The 21,209-nt window shown below is 65.8% G+C and carries 26 protein-coding genes; 11 read left to right on the plus strand and 15 right to left on the minus strand.

Annotated features, from left to right (window positions below; genetic code table 11):
• Positions 1 to 46 precede the first annotated feature (46 nt).
• Positions 47 to 580, plus strand: a complete 534-nt coding sequence (locus JOF29_RS17935; protein ID WP_209695322.1) for a flavodoxin domain-containing protein — start codon at positions 47 to 49, stop codon at positions 578 to 580.
• Between the two features lie 34 nt (positions 581 to 614).
• Here the strand turns inward: JOF29_RS17935 and JOF29_RS17940 are convergent, their stop codons facing one another.
• From JOF29_RS17940 to JOF29_RS17950, 3 genes are all read right to left on the minus strand, one after another.
• Positions 615 to 1,325, minus strand: a complete 711-nt coding sequence (locus JOF29_RS17940; RefSeq protein ID WP_425557272.1) for a response regulator — start codon at positions 1,323 to 1,325, stop codon at positions 615 to 617.
• Positions 1,326 to 1,388: 63 nt separating this feature from the next.
• Positions 1,389 to 2,303: a universal stress protein gene (locus JOF29_RS17945; RefSeq protein WP_209695323.1), complete on the minus strand. Its 915-nt coding sequence runs from the start codon at positions 2,301 to 2,303 to the stop codon at positions 1,389 to 1,391.
• 279 nt (positions 2,304 to 2,582) lie between these two features.
• The gene (locus tag JOF29_RS17950; RefSeq protein ID WP_209695324.1) at positions 2,583 to 3,167 is read right to left on the minus strand and encodes a hypothetical protein; all 585 of its coding nucleotides are present in this window, start codon (positions 3,165 to 3,167) and stop codon (positions 2,583 to 2,585) included.
• 290 nt (positions 3,168 to 3,457) lie between these two features.
• On the opposite strand from JOF29_RS17950, the gene JOF29_RS17955 reads away from it, so the two are divergent.
• A complete protein-coding gene (locus JOF29_RS17955; protein ID WP_209695325.1) occupies positions 3,458 to 3,616 on the plus strand; it encodes a hypothetical protein in 159 nt (52 codons plus the stop codon).
• A gap of 143 nt (positions 3,617 to 3,759) precedes the next feature.
• The gene (locus tag JOF29_RS17960) at positions 3,760 to 3,963 is read left to right on the plus strand and encodes a tyrosine-type recombinase/integrase (RefSeq protein WP_307863429.1); all 204 of its coding nucleotides are present in this window, start codon (positions 3,760 to 3,762) and stop codon (positions 3,961 to 3,963) included.
• 458 nt (positions 3,964 to 4,421) lie between these two features.
• Here JOF29_RS17960 and JOF29_RS44585 read toward each other — a convergent pair whose 3' ends face one another.
• The 4 genes from JOF29_RS44585 to JOF29_RS17975 form a co-directional block, all read right to left on the minus strand.
• On the minus strand, positions 4,422 to 4,556 hold the full coding sequence (locus JOF29_RS44585; protein WP_281067245.1) for a hypothetical protein: 135 nt from the start codon (positions 4,554 to 4,556) through the stop codon (positions 4,422 to 4,424).
• Entirely contained in the window at positions 4,557 to 4,916 is a 360-nt protein-coding gene (locus JOF29_RS17965; protein ID WP_209695327.1) for an ROK family protein, read from the minus strand. It lies immediately after the preceding gene.
• 286 nt (positions 4,917 to 5,202) lie between these two features.
• The gene (locus JOF29_RS45980) at positions 5,203 to 5,352 is read right to left on the minus strand and encodes a PIG-L deacetylase family protein (RefSeq protein ID WP_209695328.1); all 150 of its coding nucleotides are present in this window, start codon (positions 5,350 to 5,352) and stop codon (positions 5,203 to 5,205) included.
• The gene (locus JOF29_RS17975; protein WP_209695329.1) at positions 5,309 to 5,512 is read right to left on the minus strand and encodes a PIG-L family deacetylase; all 204 of its coding nucleotides are present in this window, start codon (positions 5,510 to 5,512) and stop codon (positions 5,309 to 5,311) included. Before JOF29_RS17975 ends, JOF29_RS45980 begins: the two co-directional genes overlap by 44 nt.
• Before the next feature lie 106 nt (positions 5,513 to 5,618).
• On the opposite strand from JOF29_RS17975, the gene JOF29_RS17980 reads away from it, so the two are divergent.
• The 3 genes from JOF29_RS17980 (at position 5,619) to JOF29_RS17990 (ending at position 6,791) form a co-directional block, all read left to right on the plus strand.
• Positions 5,619 to 6,053 carry a ribonuclease H family protein gene (locus JOF29_RS17980; protein ID WP_209695330.1) on the plus strand — a complete coding sequence of 145 codons (435 nt, stop codon included), beginning with the start codon at positions 5,619 to 5,621 and terminating at the stop codon, positions 6,051 to 6,053.
• Between the two features lie 152 nt (positions 6,054 to 6,205).
• Positions 6,206 to 6,535 (plus strand): hypothetical protein, encoded by a 330-nt coding sequence (locus tag JOF29_RS17985; protein ID WP_209695331.1) that lies wholly within the window; start codon positions 6,206 to 6,208, stop codon positions 6,533 to 6,535.
• Between the two features lie 43 nt (positions 6,536 to 6,578).
• The gene (locus JOF29_RS17990; RefSeq protein WP_209695332.1) at positions 6,579 to 6,791 is read left to right on the plus strand and encodes a hypothetical protein; all 213 of its coding nucleotides are present in this window, start codon (positions 6,579 to 6,581) and stop codon (positions 6,789 to 6,791) included.
• A 176-nt stretch (positions 6,792 to 6,967) separates the two neighbouring features.
• On the opposite strand, the gene JOF29_RS17995 is transcribed toward JOF29_RS17990, so the two are convergent.
• From JOF29_RS17995 to JOF29_RS18020, 6 genes are all read right to left on the minus strand, one after another.
• Positions 6,968 to 7,303: a hypothetical protein gene (locus JOF29_RS17995; RefSeq protein WP_209695333.1), complete on the minus strand. Its 336-nt coding sequence runs from the start codon at positions 7,301 to 7,303 to the stop codon at positions 6,968 to 6,970.
• A gap of 185 nt (positions 7,304 to 7,488) precedes the next feature.
• Positions 7,489 to 8,553 carry a LacI family DNA-binding transcriptional regulator gene (locus tag JOF29_RS18000; RefSeq protein WP_209695334.1) on the minus strand — a complete coding sequence of 355 codons (1,065 nt, stop codon included), beginning with the start codon at positions 8,551 to 8,553 and terminating at the stop codon, positions 7,489 to 7,491.
• A gap of 44 nt (positions 8,554 to 8,597) precedes the next feature.
• On the minus strand, positions 8,598 to 9,626 hold the full coding sequence (locus JOF29_RS18005; RefSeq protein ID WP_209695335.1) for a hydroxyacid dehydrogenase: 1,029 nt from the start codon (positions 9,624 to 9,626) through the stop codon (positions 8,598 to 8,600).
• On the minus strand, positions 9,623 to 10,519 hold the full coding sequence (locus JOF29_RS18010) for a carbohydrate ABC transporter permease (RefSeq protein WP_209695336.1): 897 nt from the start codon (positions 10,517 to 10,519) through the stop codon (positions 9,623 to 9,625). Before JOF29_RS18010 ends, JOF29_RS18005 begins: the two co-directional genes overlap by 4 nt.
• Entirely contained in the window at positions 10,516 to 11,388 is an 873-nt protein-coding gene (locus tag JOF29_RS18015) for a carbohydrate ABC transporter permease (RefSeq protein WP_209695337.1), read from the minus strand. The genes JOF29_RS18010 and JOF29_RS18015 overlap by 4 nt, the downstream gene beginning before the upstream one ends.
• 113 nt (positions 11,389 to 11,501) lie before the next feature.
• Positions 11,502 to 12,815, minus strand: coding sequence for an ABC transporter substrate-binding protein (locus JOF29_RS18020; RefSeq protein ID WP_209695338.1), 1,314 nt, complete (start codon positions 12,813 to 12,815; stop codon positions 11,502 to 11,504).
• Positions 12,816 to 13,066: 251 nt separating this feature from the next.
• Between JOF29_RS18020 and JOF29_RS18025 the strand changes: the two genes are divergently transcribed.
• A complete protein-coding gene (locus JOF29_RS18025; RefSeq protein ID WP_209695339.1) occupies positions 13,067 to 16,522 on the plus strand; it encodes a putative Ig domain-containing protein in 3,456 nt (1,151 codons plus the stop codon).
• A gap of 18 nt (positions 16,523 to 16,540) precedes the next feature.
• Here JOF29_RS18025 and JOF29_RS18030 read toward each other — a convergent pair whose 3' ends face one another.
• Positions 16,541 to 16,810, minus strand: a complete 270-nt coding sequence (locus JOF29_RS18030) for a hypothetical protein (protein WP_209695340.1) — start codon at positions 16,808 to 16,810, stop codon at positions 16,541 to 16,543.
• A 37-nt stretch (positions 16,811 to 16,847) separates the two neighbouring features.
• Positions 16,848 to 17,120 (minus strand): hypothetical protein, encoded by a 273-nt coding sequence (locus tag JOF29_RS18035; protein ID WP_209695341.1) that lies wholly within the window; start codon positions 17,118 to 17,120, stop codon positions 16,848 to 16,850.
• A 148-nt stretch (positions 17,121 to 17,268) separates the two neighbouring features.
• Between JOF29_RS18035 and JOF29_RS18040 the strand changes: the two genes are divergently transcribed.
• The 4 genes from JOF29_RS18040 (at position 17,269) to JOF29_RS18055 (ending at position 21,207) form a co-directional block, all read left to right on the plus strand.
• On the plus strand, positions 17,269 to 17,958 hold the full coding sequence (locus JOF29_RS18040; protein ID WP_209695342.1) for a GNAT family N-acetyltransferase: 690 nt from the start codon (positions 17,269 to 17,271) through the stop codon (positions 17,956 to 17,958).
• A gap of 220 nt (positions 17,959 to 18,178) precedes the next feature.
• On the plus strand, positions 18,179 to 18,997 hold the full coding sequence (locus JOF29_RS18045; RefSeq protein WP_209695343.1) for a recombinase family protein: 819 nt from the start codon (positions 18,179 to 18,181) through the stop codon (positions 18,995 to 18,997).
• Between the two features lie 325 nt (positions 18,998 to 19,322).
• Entirely contained in the window at positions 19,323 to 19,940 is a 618-nt protein-coding gene (locus JOF29_RS18050) for a hypothetical protein (protein ID WP_209695344.1), read from the plus strand.
• Positions 19,941 to 20,304: 364 nt separating this feature from the next.
• A complete protein-coding gene (locus JOF29_RS18055; protein ID WP_209695345.1) occupies positions 20,305 to 21,207 on the plus strand; it encodes a 1-aminocyclopropane-1-carboxylate deaminase/D-cysteine desulfhydrase in 903 nt (300 codons plus the stop codon).
• Positions 21,208 to 21,209: the final 2 nt, after the last annotated feature.

A 21,209-nucleotide genomic window follows, 5' to 3' on the forward strand; every position in this document is an offset into this window, starting at 1 on the left:
CGGCATCCCCAGCTGCTGTGCTGGAGCTGACGAGAAGGAGTTCTAGATGTCCAGGAACGTATTGGTTGCCTATGCCAGCAAGATGGGCGCGACCGCCGGCATCGCCGAGGCCATCGGCGCCGACCTCCGCGAGCACGGGCACGACGTCGACGTACTCGACGTCGCCCAAGTCCACAGCATCGAGCCGTACGCCGCCGTCGTACTCGGCAGCGCGATCTACATCCGCCGCTGGCGGCGCGAGGCCGTACAGTTCCTGCGGAACCACGTCGACGCGCTCTGCACCCGGCAGGTCTGGCTCTTCCACAGCGGACCGGTCGGCCCCGACAAGGACCAGGTCCAGGAGATGCCAGCCGCAGTACGCCGGCTCGCGCATGAGATCGGAGCCACCCCCGCGGTCACCTTCGCCGGCCGACTGGAACGCGACACCGCCAAAGGCTTCCTGGCCCGGCGCCTCGCCACCGGCGATCTGGCCGGCGACTCCCGCGACTGGACCAAGATCCGTGCCTGGGCCGACGACATCAGCGCCGCCATCCAGCGCAGCACCTGGGACCGCCCCGCAGACGGCACAACGCCGAACTGACCCGCGCCGGGGGTGAACAGGAATCCGCAGCGCTCTACGACTGCCGCTGCTTGTTCGCGTGTTCGACCGCGAAAACGGCGGCCTCGGTGCGGCGATCGAGGTTGAGTTTGCGCAGCAGTGAGGAGACATAGTTCTTGACCGTCTTCTCAGCCAGGTACAGGGACTGGGCGATCTGACGGTTCGTCTTACCTTCGGCGATCTCCGCGAGGATCCGGCGCTCCTGTTCGGTCAGGGCGGCGTACCTCGGATCCTCCTCCGCGACCGGGTGGCGCAGCCGTTCCAGCACCTTCATGGTCATCGCCGGGTCCAGGAGCGAGTCGCCGGCGGCGAGACGTCGTACCGCCTCGATCAAGGCGTCACCGTGGATCTGCTTCAGCAGGTAGCCCGCTGCGCCGGCCATGATCGCCGTGAACAGCGCCTGGTCGTCGGAGTACGACGTGAGCATCAGGCAGGCCGGCGGAGTGTCCATCAACGACCGGATCTCACGGCAGACGGTGATGCCGTCACCGTCAGGGAGCCGAACGTCCAGCAGAGCGACATCGGGACGAACCGCTGGGATCCGCGCGATCGCCTCCGCGGCCGTCGAGGCGTCACCGACGACCTCGATGTCCGGCTCCGCGTCCAGCAGTTGATGCAGACCCAGCCGGACCACCTCATGGTCGTCCAGCAGAAACACCCTGATCGTCATCACCGTCTCCTTCGCCATCACCCACCGTACGTGGTCCAGCACGCCGTACACGAGCATCTCGTCCTCCGCACGGAGCGCACCAGAGGCAACGGTCCCGTCCGCGCCGGGACCTTCGGCGAGTCAGCTCGTCGGTACGACGTGGTCGCCGCACTGCTGGAGCTCGTGCTCGACCGTGGGCCGGTGATGCGGCACGATCGCGACCGGGCACGTCATCGCGGCCACCGAGCGGCGCGCCACCGGATCGATGGGCAACGGACTACCGTGCGAACCGACGACGACCAGGCCGACGTCGCCACTTTCCTGCACCAGCGCGGCGGCCGGCTGACGGCTGCTCAGGAAGCGCGTCACTCTCACCTCCGGGAACCGGCTCGCCCACGGGGCAAGCGTCTCCGACAGGAGATGATCTGCCCGGCTGATCCACGTGTGTTCCGGGTCGTCGTCGTTCCAGGCGTGCTCCGCGGGCAGGCCGGCGTGCACGACGACCAGCTCCGCCTCTCGGCCGGCCGCCGTACCGAAGGCGAACTCGAGCGCCTCCGACGACAGCGCCGTACCATCGATGCCGACGGCAACCTTGCGGTCCTGCAGCGACGGCTTCCACGACGCCGGTACGACGACAACCGGACAGCCGGCCCGACTCGCCAGCGTCAGGTTCGTGTGCGTGTTCAGTAGCTGCTGTGGACCACGACCACGCGATCTGCCGACGATCAGCATCCGCGCGTTCCGCGCCGCGTGCGCGAGCACCCGCGTGCGCGATCCCTCACCGGCAACCGCAGCCAGCTGCAGCGCGTAGCCATCCCGGTGCCTGACATGCGCGGCAGCCGCCCGCAACGTGGCATCCGCGAGCTCGGCCGGCGGCTTCGGCGTATATCCCAGCGTCATCGGGGAGAACGAACTGTGCGCCGAGTACGGCGCAACCAGCACCAGCTCGGCGCCACGTCGCAACGCCTCCGCGGCCGCATAGTCAACCACCCGCAGATTCTCCGCACGTCCATCGACCTCGACCACCACTGGTCCGGTCCGGGTCCATGTGCTCATCTGTTTCCGCCCTTCTCTCACTTCCAGCGTCTCGCCACTCGGGCGGGAGATGCAGAGGCGCGGAGCCCGTCCCGGCGCCGCAGGGGACCCTCATCCGGAGGGACCTTCGTCCTGCAGAGTCGCGTCCGTCGGCTCACCGAGACCTGAGACACGAACTCGTGGGCCGCCGACCGGCGCCCTCGGCGAGCCGAGGGCGCGATATCACGGTGTGCGCGTCCGAGCGCGAGCACGACGGAAGCCGCCGACCCTGCGACGGGTCGGCGGTTCGGGGTGCCTGGATCAGGCGGTGCGGGGCACCGCGCTCATCAGTTTCGGCATCACCTCGGCGTCGACGGGGACCCGGCGCAGGTGGGCGTAGCCGAGCAGCGACAAGATCAGCAGCACTCCGGCGCCCGCGAACACGGAGATGGCGGCAAACAGGGCGATCTGGCCCATCTTCCCGAAGGCGTAGGCGTTGAGCAGCAGGCCGCGCAGCGTCTCACCGCGGAACACCGTCTGCACCTGGCCGGCCAGCTTGGAGTCGTTCGGGTTCGCCAGCGACTCCGCGGACAGTTGCGAGTACGTCTTGCCGCCGGCCATCTCGTTGATGTGAACGGCGATGAAGTGGTTGGCGTACACCTCGGCCTGGGCGCCGGTCACCAGTTGCAGGCCGGCGTACTTGAACAGGTACGGCTTGACCGCCGGGTCGTTGAGTGAGTCGCTTCCTGCCTTGGGGAAGAAGATCTGCTGTGCGGCGAGCTGACTGTGGACCTGGTTGTCGACGAAGTTGTGGGCCCATAGCAACAGACCGCCGGCCGCGACCAGGACGATCGCGAGAACGAACCCGGCAGAGGTGAGCAGCGCATCGAACGTCTTGCGGCGCATGATTCAGTTCCTTTCAAGCCGCGACGTGCGGCGACAGAGTATCGACTGATATTGCTTCGAGTCTTCACGCCGGCCACCATCAGGGCTACCTACCGAACGGCCCTGATCCGCAGGCCTATGGACCCGAAGTCGTCCCGTCGGCCACCGCAATAGGCCTCGGCAAACGCGGCTGCTCGGTGGACATCGTGCAACAGACGGTGGACTCTGGCCTTGTAGCGTCCGCCCTGGTGGTCGTCGATGGCCGCAGTCAGCCAGGTCGGTTTGATTCCGTCGAACAACAGAGGTGGGTCATGCTTGTATTCCTGATCGTTCTCCTGGTCCTTTGGCTCGTCCTGACGATCGTCGGATTCGCCATCAAGGGCCTGATCTGGCTGGCGATCATCGGGATCGTGCTTTTCCTGGGCACCAGCGCGGTCGGGTATGTCCGCCGTAAGGCAGCCAAAAGTTGACGGGCGACGACTCTCAACCTGACCTACCTACCCCGGCATCGACTCCCTCCACCTGCCGCCCGAAGCCGCCGTCTCCTGGAAACGACGGCTGAAGATCCTGCGGACCAAAGTCGGCACCGCGAAGGGGAGCGGAAGAACTATCCGTGCGTGCTGCTGCAGATCCGGGCCTTCTATCTCGCCACCAGTACGTCACGCAGTTGACTGAGGATGGAGTTGACCTTCCCTTCATCCAGCAGCAAGTCGGCCACGAGTGCGACAGCTCCACCGCCGTCTACACCCACGTCAGCGACGACTTCATGAGCACTGCCCTGCGCGAGGTACTTGCCTCGTCGTTCGCCGGGGACTGATGAGAGGGACCCGATCCACTATCAGTGGCACCTGCGCAGGAGCATGGCGGACCGCGGGATGTTCTCCACCACCGATCTGATCCACCCGCTGGAGGTGCGCGGCGTCACCTTTGTCCTCGAGTCACGTCTACCGGCTCGTCGTGGATCGGCCCGAGCGGCTCAGCTTGAAGGTCCTGGACACCTTCGAAGGCACCCAACAAATCCAGCACCTGATGGTGGCTCGCTCCGGAATCTTCGCCGCGAAATCCCGGGACGTCGTCGAGTCTTCGGGCGAAACGCGGCGGTACCCGAGGTCCGAGGCATCCTCTGGCAGAACCAGCACCTATCTGAACCGGCCACGTTTCCGCCCGCACGGCGGCGCGACCGGTTCGCCAGCTCAACGAGGCGTCACCCCAAAGCGGTTAGGCACGTGGGAATCCTGACAACATCCCGAGCGGCCCCTTGTGCCCCGGGCACGATTATGCGGGGGAGGCCCCGACCGCGGCCGGTGCGAGGTCGGTGAAGAGGGCGAGCTCGGCATGGTCGAGGGCGCGGCGGACTGCTCCGACGACGACGGCGCGGCCGCCCAGCGAGGATGCGAGGACCTGGGGCACCTAGAGGGCGTCGTCGTCGATCAGGATCGAGAGCTGCCGTTCCAGCCGCGGCACCAGAAGGTCGCCCGCGTCGGCGACGCCGCCGCCGATGACGATCATTTCCGGGTTGAGCACCGTGCCGAGCAGCGCCAGGACCGGGGCTATGCGTACGACGACGCGGTCGACCACTTCCAAGGCGACCTCATCCCCACTCTGCGCCGCAGCGAACACGGTCTCCGAGGTGACCGCCGCGGGGTCACCGCCGACGGCCTTGTACAACGCGGAGCGACCGGTCCTGGACCGTGAACCGCAGGCCGCCGCGACGATCTCGATCCAGTTGAGTTGCGGGCGCAATACAACGCGGCCGCCGCGGAGGAACACGCAGCCGAGACGGCGCTCGCGGCAGCGCCGAGTGAGAAGGGTCTGACCCTTGAAGAACTTGACGCGTACGTCGACCAGCTCGGCGACGTCGCACAGGCTTTGGACTCGGCCGAGCCGAACGAGCTCAGCGAGCTCTACTCGTCACTTCGGCTGTCGCTGACGAATCACCACACCGGCCAGATAGTCGATGTGGAGGTCGATCCGTTGGCCGATCGTGTGGTTAAGTCTCGTGTCCGAGGAGGAACAGGCACCTTAACTACACGGCTTGGGTTGGAGACGGATACTGTCAGCGGAGGTCCCGGCGCAGATGGAGGCCGTAGGTCAGCATCCCGTCTGGATGTTCGAGGACGGTCAGGTCATTGACGCCTACGACGGCGCAGGCGGCCTGCTGCTCAGCGACGCGCAGGCGAGCCGTCTCCTCGGGACGGTTCGGCATCCCGGCCTCGCCACGGGTGAGCAGGAGACAACCCGACCTCGATGCCGCGGGCGGTCCAGCGAGCGACCGCCGCGGACGCGCCGTACTCCATGTCGTCAGGGTGCGCGACGACGTACAGCACCCGTTGGAAGGATTCCTCGGGGAGGGCAGGCAGTGTCATGCGGGCCACCTTCCCACGCCGCGAGTTGCGGTCCGCCGAACTTGCTCTGCGAGTAGAGTTTCGAATCGTGCCCGCCGTTCGCCCACGCCGCTCCCGGCCGCCCGATATGACAGTGCCTGTTGGCGCGCGATCGGTGTTCACCGACGGTGCGTGCTCCGGCAACCCCGGGCCTGGAGGATGGGCGTGGGCGTTGTCGAAAACGGAGTACGCCGCTGGTCACGAGGCTGTCTCGACGAATCAGCGGATGGAGATCCGGGCTGCGCTAGAGGCGGTCCGCGCGAACGACTGTCCGTTGCTGGTGGTCTCGGATTCGACGTACGTCGTCAACTGCTTCCGCGACCGGTGGCACGCGGGCTGGCTCGAACGGGGCTGGCTCACGTCGGCGAAGAAGCCGGTGGCCAACAGGGATCTCTGGGAGCCGTTGGTGGCGTTGGTGATCGAGCGCGGGGACGTCGCTTTCCAGTGGGTGAAGGGTCATTCCGGTCATGAGATGAACGACTTCGTGGACGGACTGGCCGTCGCTGCCTGCTCGACCCCGTAGCGCCTTGACGAGGTCGATCAGCCCGTCTTGAACAGGTTTCAAGCCGGAGGTACTCCTACAGTTGGCGCAGATTGATGATGACCTCGTGATGAACGCCGGCCGTGACGGTGGTCGCCTTCAGATCCAGGGCCTGTCTTCGCGCAGGCTGAGGCTTGCTGCGCCTGGAGAAGGCGCTCAACGACCTGGACGTCGCAGCGTCAGCTGCATCGCCGCCGGTGTGGACTGCCATCGCTGCGGAGCTGCAGGTGGAGGTGCGGGATCTACGTCATGGGCTGGCGCTGTTCTCCGAAGGTGTGGAGCCGCCTGAGGACGGGATACGCCGAGTGTGGGACGACGACGCGCCGTTCGTGACCTCTGAGGAGGCACTGAGCGATCACACCCGTCACCACCTGGACGAGCAAGAAGACGAAGCGAGCGCCGTCAAGCTCTGCCGAGGAGTCGCAGATCTGCAGATGCTGTACGACGTGCTCGGTTCCAGATGAAGGCTCACCGCAGGATGCGTGGAGCGTCGGCATCTCCCGCTGGGTGCCTGATGACCCTGACGAGGAGTACGGCGCAGCCTCCGGCGACGCAATCCTCGAGTGTCGGCGGCCGACCTCCCCTCACCTCGAGGAACTGGTGAACTTGCTGAACCTGAGCGATGGAGACAACGCTCAGCTGGCAGCCTGGGCGGCGACGCCGGTCGGAGAACCGCTCGCCGGCACCACTTTCGTCGTGACTGCCCGCTACACCGACTGAGCACCTACGTACCGAAACGCCTTGGAGAGATGGGGCGCGTCGTACCGGCGTCGCCGAGGACGAGCTCGCCCGCGCTGTGACCGACCTCTCCGAGCCGGGACAGCCCGGTCCTGCGCGTACCACGTGACGTCCGCAGTCATCTCGACCTACCAGTGCTGCTCGTCGACGACAAATCTTCAGCGGTCGCGATGCGCTCGAACAGGCCGACGGTGTGCTGGTTCATCCAGCGGGTGTTGGAGTACAGGAACGTGTTGGAAGTCGGCCAGCAGCCGCTGGTCGTCGTAGGAGTGCCAGACCACGTCGTACCCGTTGTAGGTGCCGGGGGTGTTGTCGGGCAGCGGCTTGGTGGACCGGATGATCTCGGCGGACATCAGGAACTGGTACGGCGGGTGGCCGGTGTGGACGTGTGCGTCCGCGAAGTACGCGTACGCCGTGGGGTCCTTGCGGCTCCAGGTCCGCGGGGCCTGTAGGGCGTTGCGCCGACAGACCTCGTCGCCGGTGATGGTCCACATCAGTGCCTGGGTCGGGGCGCCGTGCGAGTCGTTGGTCTCCCGTAGCGCAGGCCGACCTGGTTGAAGCGGTTGTCCAACGACTGATAGCGGTTCGGCGGTCGGCGCCGCGAGTTGTCTCATGACGGTTGTCCGTGGTGGATGGAAAACGTTAGGTGCGACGGGCGTGTGGACAGGGCCGGAGCGTCTCAGACGGCCCGGGGTGGCGGCCCGGCGGAGTCGCGGATGACCACGTGGGTGCCGATGACGGTGTGCTGGCTCAGCGCGTGCTGCTCGCGATGAAGGGCCAGGCGTACGGCGGTGCGGCCGAGTTCTTCGTGATCCACGTGAACCGTGGTCAGGGTCGGTGTGACGTCGAGCGCGAGCGGTATGTCGTCGTACCCGACCAGGGAAACGTCCTCCGGGACCCGCAGACCGGCTTCGCGCAAGGCGACCAGCGCACCGCTGGCCACGACGTCGGTCACGGCGAAGATCGCCGTGAAGGTTCGGCCGCCGGCGAGCAGGTCGCGGGTGGCCAGGTAGCCGCTCTCGCGGTCGAACGGGATGGTCGCCCGCCGCTGCGGCGCCACCGGGATGTGGTGCGACTCGTGGGCTCGGACGAACCCGCGGAACCGGCCGTCGATGGTGGTGTAGCCGGGTTCTCCGGCGCCGAGGAAGACGATGTCGCGATGACCCAGCGAGATCAGGTAGCTGGTCATCGCGAACGCACCGCCCTCGTTGTCGTATTCGACGACGGTGGCGGGTACGTCGGAGCCCAAGGGCGGACGGCCGCACAGCACGAGGCGGGAGCCGGACTTGTCCAGCGCACGGGCTGTCTGGATCATCTGCTCGACGTAGGCCTCGTCGTTGGATCCTCCGCCGACCATGACCACCGCCTCGGCCTGCTGCTCGCGCATCACGTCGATGAGTTCGCGCTCGCGTTGGGGGTCACCGTGGGTGGTGCAGACGAGGCAGAGTCGCCCCTCGGCTGTGGCCTGTCGTTCCACGCCTTGGCCGACGTACGCGTGCGACGGACCGACCAGGTCGTGAACGATGAACGCCACGGTCTTGGTGTTGCCACCGCCCAGGGCCCTGGCTTGGGCGTTGATGACGAAGTCGAGTTCCCGGACCGCTTTCATGACTCTGGCCCGGGTGGCGGTCGAGACGGGGTAGTTGCCGGCCAGGACACGTGACACGGTGGTGGGGGAGACGTTCGCCGCAAGGGCGACGTCCTTGACGGTCGGGCGGTCGCCCGGCCCTGGTTGTCGTGCCACCTTCAGTCCTTTCCGGCGTTGTGCTGAACGATAGTGCACCGTGGTCAGGCGACGCGGTCGAGATCGCCGACCGTGATCGCGTAGGCCAGTGGCTGCCCGGCACGGAGGCGTTGCAGCTCGTCGACGATGTAGCGGCCCATACGAGCGAGTTCGTTGCCGTGCGAGCCGGCGATGTGCGGGGTCAGGAACACGTTCGGCAGGTCGTACAGGGCCGAGTCGGCCGGTAGCGGTTCGGGCGAGGTCACGTCGAGGACGGCATACAGACGCTCTTTCCGGAGATGTTCGATCAAGGCGGCGGAGTCGACGAGAGCCGGTCGTGCGGTGTTGATGAGGGTGGCTCCGTCGCGCTTCAGGGCGAGCTGACGGGCGCCGACCAGGCCCTGGGTCTGCAGGTTGTCCGGGGCGTGGACGCTGACGATGTCGCAGGTTCGCATCAGCGTGTCCAGGTCGACCAGGTGTACGCCGAGGGCATCGGCCGTCGCGTGGTCGACGTACGGGTCGAACAGGTACACCTCGAAGTCGAACGGCCGGAGCAGTTCGATCACGCGGCGGCCGATCCACGAGGCGCCGATCACTCCGACCGCGCGGCCGTGGTTGCCGACTCCCGCGTGCACTTCGGCGACGGTGAACTGCCTCGACGTACGGTAGTCGTCGCGCAGCCGGAAGACGTCCTTGCCCGCGAACAGGATGGCTGCGAGGGTGTATTCGGCGACCGGTACGGCGTTCGCGGCCGCAGCCGAGGTGATCGCGAGCCCGCGTTCCCAGCAGGCCGGTGTGAGGTGCCCCTTGACCGATCCGGCTGTGTGCAGGATGGCCTTCAGTCGGGGCGCGGCGTCCAGAACGTCCGCGGTGACCGGCGGGCAGCCCCATCCGGTGATCAGGTACTCCGTCGACCTGAGCGCGGCCCGGGTCGCCGGCGAGTCGAACCGCTCCGCGACCAAGGTGTCGTCGACCTGGACCAGTTGGTGCAGCCTGGTCAGCAACTTGGGCGGGAACAGATCTGGCAGGTAGTGCGCGCCGAGGGCGAACATCGCGTGGGGACGGTCGGGCACGAGTTGGGTTTCTCCGTTCATTTGAGGCTGCCGAGCGTGATGCCGGAGCGCCAGTAGCGCTGCATGGCGAGCATCAGCGCGACGATCGGGATGAGCGAGACGATCGATCCGACGATCACCAGGCCGGTGAGGTCGTAGGACTGGTCGACCTTGACGTTGAGCCAGGAGTAGAGGCCGAGCATCACGGTCCACTTCTGTTCGCCGCGCAGGAAGACCAGTGGGCCGAAGAAGGAGTTCCACGAACCGACGAAGCCGAGCAGGAAGATGGTCGCCGAGCCGGTGGTCATCAAGCGGGCGCCGATGGTGAAGAAGACGCGGTACTCGCCGGCTCCGTCCACCCGGGCCGCCTCGATGAGCTCGGGCGGGACGGCGCCTTCGGCGTACACCTTGGCGAGGTAGACGGAGAACGCGCTGAAGAAGTGCGGCACGATGATTGCCCAGGGCGTGTCGACGATGTGCAGCCGTGTGTAGAGCAGGAACGACGGAATCGTCAGCAGCGCACCGGGGATCAGGAACGAGGCGATGATGCAGCCCATCAGGACTCCGCGGCCGCGGAATCGATACATGGCCAGGGCGTAGCCGCAGGCAACGCAGATGACGGTCATGCCGACGGTGCCGACGACGCCGTACAGGAGGGTGTTTCCCATCCAGCGCAGGAAGATGCCGTTGTGGTAGGTGAAGAGCTGGCGAGCGTTGTCGAACAGATGGAAGTCGGCGAACCACAGGCCGTTGGAGGTGTAGAGGTCGCGCTGGTTCTTCGTCGCGGAGACGATCAGGAACCAGATCGGCGAGACGGAGTAGATCAGGAAGAGCACGAGGCCGGTCCAGACCAGGGTCCGGGACAGCTTGGACGGATGGTGGCCGGCCGGCAGGTCGTCGTCGTACCGGCGCCTGGCCGGAGTGGTCGTGCTCATGTGGGAGCCCTGTTCGTCAGCTTGTAGAAGGTCGCGGAGACGAGGCCGACCACGAGCGCGAGCATGATCGACAGCGCTGCCGCGTAGTTGAAGTCACCGACCGCGAAGGCCTGGTTGTAGATGGTCATGATCGGAGTGAAGTCCTTCGTCACCGTCTCCGGCGTCATCGAGCGGAACAGCAGCGGTTCGCTGAAGATCTGCAGGGTCCCGATGATGCCGAGAACGCTCACCAGTACGAGCGATCTCCGGACGTACGGCACCTTGATCGACCAGGCGATGCGCCACTCGGACGCCCCGTCGACGCGGGCGCTGTCGAAGATGTCGCGCGGTACGGCCTGCAGGGCGCCGTACACGATCAGCATGTTGAAGCCGATGCTGCCCCAGGCCATCAGGTTCCCGACGGACACCCAGATCATCCCGCTGCCGTAGAAGTTGGCGCCGATCCCGAACAGCTTGAAGAACGGTGTCAGCGGTCCGACGGCGGGACTGTAGAGATAGATCCAGATCAGGGTGGCGACGATGCCCGGGGTCATGTACGGCACCAGCATCGCGATCCGCAGCCGGCCGGCGTACCGCCTGCGGACCGAGTCGAGGAGCAGGGCCAGCGTCAGGCTGGCGAACTGGATCAGCGGGATCACGATCACCGCGAACAGGCTGACCCGCCACAGGCTGCCCCAGAACTTCTGGTCGTGGAGGACCCGGGCGAAGTTCTCGAGGCCGCTGAAGCTCACGGTTTTGGCGCCGAAGCCGAGTCCGGAGCTCCGCGCCGTATAGAGACTCTTGCTGAGGGCAAGGATCACCGGTACGACGGTGAAGAGAATGAATCCGCCGAAGAACGGGACGGTGAAGGACGCACCCTTGAGTGCCATCGTTCGGCGCCATTGCCGCCCCGGGGGACCGGCCGGTTCGGTCGTGGTCGTTACCTGTGGTTTCTGCAACTGGTCCAGGGACATCCGCACCCCTCCAACTCGATCGTCGGTGGTCAGCTTGCGACGTTGATGCCCTTGGCCTTCAGGTCGTCGACGGTGAACTTCTGCATGTTCTCGAGCAGTTGCCGGAAGGTGATCTTCTTCGTGACCGCCTGCGCCCACTGGTCCTGCAGTTCCTTGAAGACGCCCGTGTAGTTCGGGCCGACCAGCCAGTTGTCGACACCGGACCGCGAAGCCTTGAGGATGACCGCCTTGGCCTCCGGCCGGCGGCTGCCGAACAGCTTCTGCGGCACGGCGGAGTCGACCCACGGCGAGGGATCCGGCATCGCACCCGGCCAGGCGTACGACCCCGTGGCCTTGTCGAAGGTGGCGTCGACGGCATCCTTGGTGGTGTTCATCCAGATGCCGACCTCGCTGGCCTCTTTGAGGTGTGCGCATCCCTTGGGGACGAGCAGCGCGCCGCCGTGTGCAGGCGTGGCGAACTTCGCGGCACCGGCGTACTGCGGCAGATCGACCGGCTCCCAGTTGCCGACGGACTTCTTGAAGTTCAGCTCGTAGTTGGTCAGCTGCCAGGTGGAGGTCGGCAGCGAGGCCATCTTGCCCTGGTCGAAGTATGCGATCAGCGCGGGCCGGTCCTGATACGTCTGGTTGGCGACGAGGTTGTTGTCGACCAGCTGCTGGAGAATGTTGGCGGCGGCAACAGACTCAGGCGACAGGAAGTCGACCTTCCACGCGTCTTTCTGGACGGAGTACCAGCTGCCGCCGGCCTGGATGATCAGGTTGACCAGCGTGCTCGGGTCCTCACCGGCCAGGTTCATCACCTGCACGCCGTGCGGCTTGAGCGCCTTGCCCGCGGTGATGACGTCGTCCCACGTCTTCGGCACCGGTACGCCGTACTTGTCGTAGACCGCGCGGTTGACCATCATGAACGTCGGCCCGCTGCCCGTCGGAATCCCGTAGTACTTGCCCTGCACCTGCGCACCCGGCAGCGCGGCCGGGACGAACTTGCTCTCCGCGGGCTTCACGTAGTCGGTCACCTCCGCGAGCAGGCCCTCCGCCAGTAGGGCCGGCACATCCCCGAAGTTCTGCACCAGACAGGGAACACCGCTGCCGGCCGCAACCGCATTGCGCAAGCCGGTCGCGGTGGTGGTGAGCTCCGCCTGCTTGACGAACTTGACCTTGATGTCGGGGTGGGTGGCGTTGAACTTGTCCACCACAGGCTGAGCATCCCCCCACGCCCAGTACTCGATCTCGACCGGGCCGGAGGCGGAACTCTTGTCGCTGTCGCTGCTGCAGGCGGCTGTGCCGGCGGCCAGGCCCAGCGCGAGGGTGGCGGCCAGCACAGCACGACGGCTGGTTCTGGGCATGCGCGTATCTCCAGGGTGAGGTAGGGAATCTACGGAGAGGGAAGAGCATTCGTAGTTAACGATTTCTACGAAAGCTAGGAGAAGAATGTCCATATCGTCAAGGCCTCGTGGGCTTGCTGTGTGCCTGGATGTTGCCTAGCGTAGAAATCGTTAACTACGGTTCGGCGGTTGATCGGCGTGCTCGTCGCAGCGCGCTTCTGCCAGTCACCGAAGTCCTTTGAATTCCTCCGCCCAAGGAAGAGGTGCTCCCTGTGAATCCGACTCCAGCCGCCGCAGGTGGCGAAGTCCGACGCTTCTCCGCGTTCGCCACCGCGCTCCTGCTCGTCACCGGACTGCTGTTCGCGGTAGCCCGGCCTGCCGCCGCACAGGAGCTCGGCACGTGTGCCGTGACGTTCCAGTCCACCGTCAGCGCGCAGGGGTTCGTCCACCCCGGCGTCGGCCTGACCCAGCCGATCCTGAAGAACGCCCGCCGGCAGATCGCCGCGGGTGCCGAACCCTGGACCTCGTCGTTCCGTGCGATGCAGCAGTCGTCAGCGGCCGGGACGGCCGTGACGTCGTCGAACCGGAGCAGCGCCGATCCGGCCAAGCCCGCCTCCGACGCGTTCAACAGCCAGGGCTTCAACGGCCGCTTCATCGCCGACGGCCTGAAGTCCTACACGCAGGCGATCCTCTACGTGCTCACCGGCGAGGAGGTCTATCGCAAGAACGCGCTCGACATCATCCGCATCTGGGAGCAGATGGACCCGGCGAAGTACGAGTACTTCACCGACGCGCACATCCACACCGGAATCCCACTCAACCGCATGGTCTCTGCCGCCGAGCTGCTGCGGTACACCTCGTGCGCCGACGAGGCGTATCCCTGGACCGACGCAGACACGCGGGAGTTCACCGGCAATCTCGTCGTCCCGGTCATCGAGACGTTCCAGAACGACAACAACCACTTCATGAACCAGCACACCTACCCGCTCATGGGTGCGATGGCCGGAGCCGTCTTCATGGACGACACCGTCCTCTACAAGCGATCGGTCGAGTGGTTCACCGTCAACGCCACCGCGAACGACCAGGGCTTCAACGGCTCGATCGCGCGGCTGTTCCGATGGGTCGACCACGACGACAAGACCGGCAAGCCGATCAAGGACCCGCACGTCCAGCACGCCGAGATGGGACGCGACCAGGCCCACGGCGGTGGCGACCTCACCAATGCCGCGATCATTTCCCGCATGCTGCTGGCGCAAGGGACGAAGGTCGACCCAGTCGCCGGCACCGTCTCGAACGCCCCGAACGCCGTCGGCCCCTACGAGTTCCTGAACGACCGGATCCTCGCGGCCGCCGACTACTTCTGGCGATACATGCTCGGCTACAGCACCCCGTGGACCCCGATGGCCTATGCCATCTCGCCTGACGGCACGATCCGCGACACGTACAACCACATCTCGTACGGCTACCGCGGGCGCTACAACACCGCGAGCTTCTGGGACATCTATTACTACTACGCGTTCACCCGCGGCGAGGACGTCTCGAAGCTCGCGCCGTACTTCGCCGAGGCGTACGCCAAGCGCAACGGCCCGCTGTTCTACTACGGCGGCAGCCGCAACAACGCATGGGACAACGTCGACGGCGGCGGCGACTCCTGGCTCTTCGCGCCTGTTGCCGCGGCCGGGCAAACCGTCCCGCCGTTGCCGGACAGCCCTACGATCCTCGAGGTCGAGAACAAGTACACCCGCGTTTCCGGCGACGTCGAGCGCAGAACCGACGGCAGCACCGGATACGTCCGGATGTCGACCGCGGGTCACGGCTCCGAGATCGCCTACCTCAGCGGCTCGACCAGCAAACAGCTCCTCGCCTTCCGGGTCCGCACCGACGGCGAGGTGCGGCTGCGGATCGACCGCCACGACGATCGCACGATCGTTGTTCCGGACACCGGCGGCGAATGGCGTTACGTGACGTACCCGCGCTCCATCGGGGACATGCTGTTCCTCCAGGCGACCGGCAACGGAGCGACCATCGACATCGACCACATCAACACGAACGCCGCCGCCGAACTGACCCCACCGACCTTCGACGACACATCGACCGCCCACATCGTGAACTGGAAAGGCGCGACCACGACGGCCGACCTCTCCGCGCACTACACCGGCACCGGCAAACTCGCCTATACGGCGCAGGGGCTACCTCCGGGCGCAACCGTCGACGCCTCCACCGGGAAACTGACCTGGACGGCCACCGCGGCCGGCTCTACCACCATCGCCGTGACGGTCTCCGACGGCATCACGGTGGCGAGTCATCACGTCGTACTCGCCGCTGCCCGCAACCGCACCGGCGCGCTCAGGCTCGCCGAGCGTGGCCACGACGCGGATGCCGTTTACGTCTCCGGCACCAAGTCCACCTTCGCGCAGGCGCTCGCTAATGCCGAGGCTCTGGGCAAGAAGGGTACGGACGACGAGTACTGCGCGGCGCTGGCCCACCTGGTGACGGCGGTCGACGGGCTCGCCCTCGTCTCCCCGCGCACGGCCGTGGACGGCAGCCTCGACTATCCGTCGCTCCTGGTCAGCTCCACGGCCGGCGCCAGTACCGGCAACCTCGTCGACGGCGACAACCAGTCGGGGACCGGGTACGGCCAGGCGGTGAACCTCTCCCACATCTTCGACTTCGGGCCAGACTTCCGGGTCTCGGCGACCCGCTTCGGATTCCAGAGCAACATCTTCGCCGACCGGCTCGCGAACTCCACCGTCTTCGGCTCGAACGACGGCAGGAACTGGACCCGCCTGACCCCGGGCGTCACCCGGTTCACCCAGGACTTCAATACCCTCGACGTCGCTCCTGCCCTGCGCGACCAACAGTTCCGCTACCTCAAGGTGCAGTTGCTCAAACCCCTGCCGGACGTGCTGTACGGCATCGTCCGCAACCTGTTCGAGATGACCGAGTTCCACATCTACGGCGAACGGCACGAGATCGGCAACCAGGTGTTGGCGACCTCGATCGCGTCCGAACAGGCCATCGCGGGCAAGATCATGACCGGTGACACCGTCGACGTCTCGGTGACCACGAAGCAGCCGATCCAGCAGGGCTCCGTGACCGTCCAAGGTGTGACGGCGAAGGCGATCTCGGCCGACGGCGTCAACTGGACGGCCTCGGTCAAACTCGACAAGGTGGCACCCGGCGACGTCCAGGTCGCGGTCGACTACCTCGACGCCGCGGGCAAGGCCGGGCCAACCGCGTACGGAACCACCGACGGATCGAAGCTCTACATCGCGGGTGATCCCGCACACTTCATCGACGTGGCCAAGCTCGCCACCGTCACCGCCTCCGACAAACAGTGGCCAGGCACCGGACTGGGCGCCGACCAGGTCGGCTACCTGCTCTTCGACCGCAACGCCGACACGTACGGCGACCTGAACAGCGGAGAAGGCGCGTACTACCTCCTGGACTTCGGCGCCCACGCGACCGTACGGCCCGAGGAACTCCTGTTTCTGCCGCGAGCCAGCCACCCGCAGCGGGCCAACGGCACTGTCGCGCAGGCGTCCGACGACGGCCAGACCTGGACCGACCTGACCAAGCCACTCGCCGGCGCTGTCGCAAACACCTGGAGCGACCAGCCTGCCTCAGGCGAGAACCACTACCGATACCTGCGGATCTACAACGCCACAAGCTGGTACGGCGACCTCTCGGAGGTGGAACTCTACGGCGACATCAAGTACGACGCCTGATTCGGCGTCGTCGGGGAATCACTGGCGGGCGGCGGTCACTACGATGTACATGACGTAAGGTCTGTCCTCGTAGTGGACCGTGATGGTGGTGGCGCCGGCGCCGATCGGCCGGATGAGGCCGTCGACGACTGCCGCGACGGCCGGGCCGGCGACGGTGAAGCACAGTCGGCCCGCCGGGACCAGGTGGCGGGTCCCGGCGGTGTCATAGCGGTACAGCCTGATCGGCTCGCTCCCGCCGCGGCCGGTGGAGGACAATTCGCCGGTCTGCAGGAATGCTTCGCCCTGCACTCGCGGGACGGATGCGGAGTATCGGAAGAACGGTCGATCAGGCCGGCCGGTCGGCGTCGAGCCAGCGCACGACGGTGGAGCCGTTGTGGCCGTGTACTGCAAGGAGGGCATCGAGGCCGTAGCCCCAGACGACCGTGGTGGCCCACTTTCCGCGCCATCGCAGCGCCACGGCTCCGTCCGACCACTCGACTCCCTCGGCGACGTCGCCGGTGCCGCTGACTCCGCTGACATCAACGGCGCGGCGGAGCACGAACCGGCGTGGGTCCGCGATGCGGCTGGTCGAGTGGTCGAGCTGTGCATCGACTTCCATTGGAGTTCCCCTTCGAGGTCCTTGATCCCCATCAAAGAACGCGCGACTGCGGAACGTAAGGAAGAAGTTGCTACCTCGCTGAACGTGAACCGGAAATCTCCGGGCGGAACGCTGTCGGCCGGTGACTCGCCGTACATATCGTTGGACTGTGGAGGCCAACCAGATCCTGCATCAACTCGATGCTTCAAGACTTCGGCAGCACACTGCAGATCGCTGCACCATCGAGCGACCCGGCAACCGCCTGGGATCATTACGCACACGACTCGCTGAGGAAGCTTCTGTGACCCCTGACGGTATTGCACTGCGCCACTCCACCGTGATCGACGACGTGTGGAGCACGTTGATCGAGGTGTATGCCGACGTGCGTGCGGATCAACTTCACCTTCCGAACTATTCGGTTGAGCGGTTCGGAGAACAGCTTGCCCGGCACGGATCCGATCCCGGCTGGGAGGTTGTCATCGGCTACGACGCGGCACAGCCGGTGGGATTTGCGTACGCGAACACGCTCACGCCCGACGACCGCTGGTGGCGCCGGATGACCACCCCGCTTCCCGACGGATGCACCCAAACGTCGACCGTCGCGATGAAAGAGATCATGCTGCGCAAGCCTTGGCGGGGTCAGGGAATCGCCCTGCTGATCCACGACGAACTTCTCCGCGATCGCCCCGAGGAGCAGGTGTCGTTACTGGTCAATGCCTTGAACGGCGACGGGAAGGTCAAGGCGCTGTACGAGTCGTGGGGTTACGAGCCGATCAGCACCCAGCGGCCGTCGGTCGACGGCCCGGTCCTGACCGCCATGCTCCGGCGAACCCACCCTGGGCCCGAAGACATTGAGTAGCGTTGAGAAGCTTTGGTTACTGTGCGTAGTTCATGCGTTGAGCAGGCATGGAGAAGCCAGATGTGGACGGTGTAGGTGAGGATCCGCAGATTCGGGTGAGGCTGCCGGGCAGGTCGCCGGTGCTCTATCCACAGGCTGCCCGTGTGTTGCGCCGGATCGTTCTTCGACTGGCACGGTCGAAGCGCAGGAACGGTGGCGATTCCCGGCCGGAGGAGAGGGCATGTTGAGCGGCGACGAGTGGGCGACGCTGGACGAGCTGCTGGGTTTGGAGGCTCTGGCAGCCGGTCCGGTTGGTGGGGACGGAGTCGGGCGGCTGGCGTTCTATGGACGGTGTTCGACTGAGGACAACCAGGATCCGCGGACCTCGCTGGCGTGGCAGTTGGGGGAGGCGACTCGATTCGTTGAGCCACTCGGCGGCGAGATCGTGGAGCAGTTCTTCGACATCGGACAGTCTCGGTCGCTTCCCTGGGAACGCCGCACCGAGGCCGGCAGATTGCTGCAGGAATTGAAGAACCCGCAGCGTAGCTGGGACGGGTTAGTCGTCGGCGAGGCGACCCGTTGCTGGTACAGCAATCAGTTCAGTCTGACGTGGCCCAAGTTCCATCGGTACGGCGTCGCGCTGTGGATCCCGAGTCTCGGTGGGCAGTTCGATCCCGAGAACACCGTGCACGACATGGCAATGACGATCACGGGCGGATTGTCGAAGTCAGAACGGCAGTATGTACAGCGCCGGGTTCGGGCTGCGATGGCGGCGCAGGTTGTGATGGACGGGCGGTACCAGGACGGTCGAGCGCCGTACGGATATGTGGTCGTCGACGCCGGGCCGCATCCGAATCCACGTAAGGCGCAAGAGGGCTACCGACTTCGGGTGCTCGCCGTCGACGAGGAAGCGGCGGCGGTTGTCGAGCGAATCTTCGAGCTCTATCGCGGTGGGCTGGGGCTGAAGTCGATAGCCGAGACGCTGAACGTCGAAGGTGTGCCTTGTCCGTCGGCTCATACGCCTCAGCAGAACCGGCATCGGAGAGGCGACGGCTGGTAGCACGGCACGGTGAAGGCGATCCTTGAGAATCCGCGGTACACGGGTTCGCCATCTACGGCCGGTGGCGGAAGGTCGAGGAGCTGCTCGATCCCGACGATGTGGCGGCGGGACACGTTGTGCGGTTCCGGCGTTCGCCGCAGTCGAAGATCGTACGGTCGCGTGAGCCGGCGCACCCCGCGATTGTGCCGGTGGACGTCTTCACACGGGTTCAGTTGGAGATCCGTGCGCGTCGAGGCGCGGACATGGCGGCGCGGGCGTCCCAGCCCCGGACGCGGGTCGGGCAGAGGGCGGCGTACCTCTTCAGAGGAACGATTTGCTGTGCGACGTGTGGGCGGAAGATGGAGGCGCTCGGCGCAAGCATGCGGTGTTCTACAGGTGTGCGGCGAGGACTCTGATCCCGGAATCGAGCGCAGCCTTCGGCCATCCACCTACCGTTTATGTCCGGGAGGATCAGCTCTCCCACGGCGTGAACGAATGGATCGCGGGCCTCTTCAGCCCCGACAATCTTGATGAGACTGTTGCGGTCCTCGTGGGCGCCGACGACCTCGAGGATCCTACGGAGGCGACGGAGCGAGCCTTCCGGAAACGGATTGCTGCAGCGGAAGCAAGTATGAATCGCCTCCAGCGGGCGCTGGAGGCTGGTTGGGATCCCGAGACGCTCACTGGCCAGTACAACGCGGCCGTGGCCGAGAAGAAGGCGGCTCTGGCGGGACTTGATGCGCTGGAGCCTGCCGAGCGTCTGAGCCCTGCGGATATCCGCGCGATGCTCGACGAGCTCGGCGCCATGAAGACGGTGTTGGATCACGCGGATCTGGCCGAGCTGTATGGCACCCTGGCCTTGGGAGTGTCCTATAACCACAAGACGCGGGTGGCTGATGTTTCCATCAATCCAACTCCGCGTGTGGTTAGCCTGCGGGTGTCCGAGGGCAGACACGTACCTTAACCACACGCCTCGACCTCCGCTCCGATAACGATGCGGCCGGCCGGACCCCGTAACCGCTGATTCCATCTGAGGCTGATCAGGGTGTCTTGATAGAGACCGAAACTCGTCCTCGTAGAGGGTTCAGGAACGGCCTCGTACACATCGGTTCGTGTCGATCACCATCCTCTCGCTTTGATTGAGGTGCGCAAGATGTGTGTCAGCGTTCGACCTCGTCGTTTGGCGCAACAGGCGCGTGGGTGTCGTGGCTGGCCAGTCGTCGCTGCTGTTGGAGCGCGAGGACCGCGCCGCTGGCGGTAGTTCGCTTGCGCTGGATCCTGGGCGTTCGAGGGCGGGATGAATATTGGTGACGTGCCATGCTGGTGGGGTGGAGGATGGGCTGATCGCGGAGCTTCGGTTGCCGTCGCCGGTTGTCGAGATCGGCGATGACCGGTTGAGGGCTGCGGGGGTGCGGGTTCTGCTGAAGCGAGACGATCTGATTCATCCGGAAGTGCCTGGCAACAAGTGGCGGAAGTTGAAGTACAACGTCGCGACTGCTCGGGAGCTGGGGTTCGAGACTCTGCTGACGTTCGGTGGGGCGTATTCGAATCACATCAGGGCGACTGCTGCGGTTGGGGCGTACTGCGGTTTCAGAACGATCGGCGTGATCCGGGGTGAAGAGCATCTGCCGCTCAACTCGTCACTTCAATACGCCGTCTCGCGCGGTATGCGGCTGATGTACATCGACCGGACGACATACCGGGCGAAGACCACGGATGTTGTGATCGAGGCGCTGCATGAGGAGTTTGGCGACTTCTATCTGATTCCCGAGGGCGGTAGCAATGCCGACGCGGTCCGGGGATGTGCAGAGTTGGCGGCGGAGCTGGATGCGTCGGTCGACGTTGTGTTCTGTGCGGTCGGCACCGGCGGGACGCTCGCAGGTGTGGCTGCCGGTTTGCGGACGGATCAGGTCGTGATCGGCGTTCCGGTCTTGAAGGGTGGCGCGTTCCTTGAGGGCGACATCGTTGGGCTGCAAGGGCAGGTGTACGGCGAACGAACCGGATCGTGGCGGCTTGAATGCGATTACCACTTTGGCGGCTACGCGAAGCGGACGGGTGAGCTTGGTGAGTTCATCGACGACTTCGAGGGGCGGCACGGTCTACGGCTGGACTGGGTGTACGAGGCGAAGATGATGTACGCGCTGTTCGACCAGGTCGCTCGCAACGCCTTTCCTCGAGGTACGACCGTCGTGGCCTTGATCAGCGGATCCGGCCAAGTTCCAGAAATTTGAGG

Origin of the sequence: Kribbella aluminosa (assembly GCF_017876295.1) — a bacterium.
In the GTDB taxonomy this organism is placed as follows: Bacteria; Actinomycetota; Actinomycetes; order Propionibacteriales; family Kribbellaceae; genus Kribbella; species Kribbella aluminosa.

Coding starts and splice junctions, on each gene's coding strand:
- JOF29_RS18010 (WP_209695336.1), bottom strand. CDS start 10,519: ATGAGCACGACCACTCCGGCCAGGCGCCGGTACGACGACGACCTGCCG.
- JOF29_RS18045 (WP_209695343.1), top strand. CDS start 18,179: ATGTTGAGCGGCGACGAGTGGGCGACGCTGGACGAGCTGCTGGGTTTG.
- JOF29_RS17940 (WP_425557272.1), bottom strand. CDS start 1,325: ATGCTCGTGTACGGCGTGCTGGACCACGTACGGTGGGTGATGGCGAAG.
- JOF29_RS17955 (WP_209695325.1), top strand. CDS start 3,458: ATGCTTGTATTCCTGATCGTTCTCCTGGTCCTTTGGCTCGTCCTGACG.
- JOF29_RS45980 (WP_209695328.1), bottom strand. CDS start 5,352: ATGCCGAACCGTCCCGAGGAGACGGCTCGCCTGCGCGTCGCTGAGCAG.
- JOF29_RS17935 (WP_209695322.1), top strand. CDS start 47: ATGTCCAGGAACGTATTGGTTGCCTATGCCAGCAAGATGGGCGCGACC.
- JOF29_RS18035 (WP_209695341.1), bottom strand. CDS start 17,120: ATGGAAGTCGATGCACAGCTCGACCACTCGACCAGCCGCATCGCGGAC.
- JOF29_RS17945 (WP_209695323.1), bottom strand. CDS start 2,303: ATGAGCACATGGACCCGGACCGGACCAGTGGTGGTCGAGGTCGATGGA.
- JOF29_RS18005 (WP_209695335.1), bottom strand. CDS start 9,626: ATGAACGGAGAAACCCAACTCGTGCCCGACCGTCCCCACGCGATGTTC.
- JOF29_RS18020 (WP_209695338.1), bottom strand. CDS start 12,815: ATGCCCAGAACCAGCCGTCGTGCTGTGCTGGCCGCCACCCTCGCGCTG.
- JOF29_RS17995 (WP_209695333.1), bottom strand. CDS start 7,303: ATGTGGACCATCACCGGCGACGAGGTCTGTCGGCGCAACGCCCTACAG.
- JOF29_RS17950 (WP_209695324.1), bottom strand. CDS start 3,167: ATGCGCCGCAAGACGTTCGATGCGCTGCTCACCTCTGCCGGGTTCGTT.
- JOF29_RS17975 (WP_209695329.1), bottom strand. CDS start 5,512: ATGACACTGCCTGCCCTCCCCGAGGAATCCTTCCAACGGGTGCTGTAC.
- JOF29_RS18015 (WP_209695337.1), bottom strand. CDS start 11,388: ATGGCACTCAAGGGTGCGTCCTTCACCGTCCCGTTCTTCGGCGGATTC.
- JOF29_RS17980 (WP_209695330.1), top strand. CDS start 5,619: ATGACAGTGCCTGTTGGCGCGCGATCGGTGTTCACCGACGGTGCGTGC.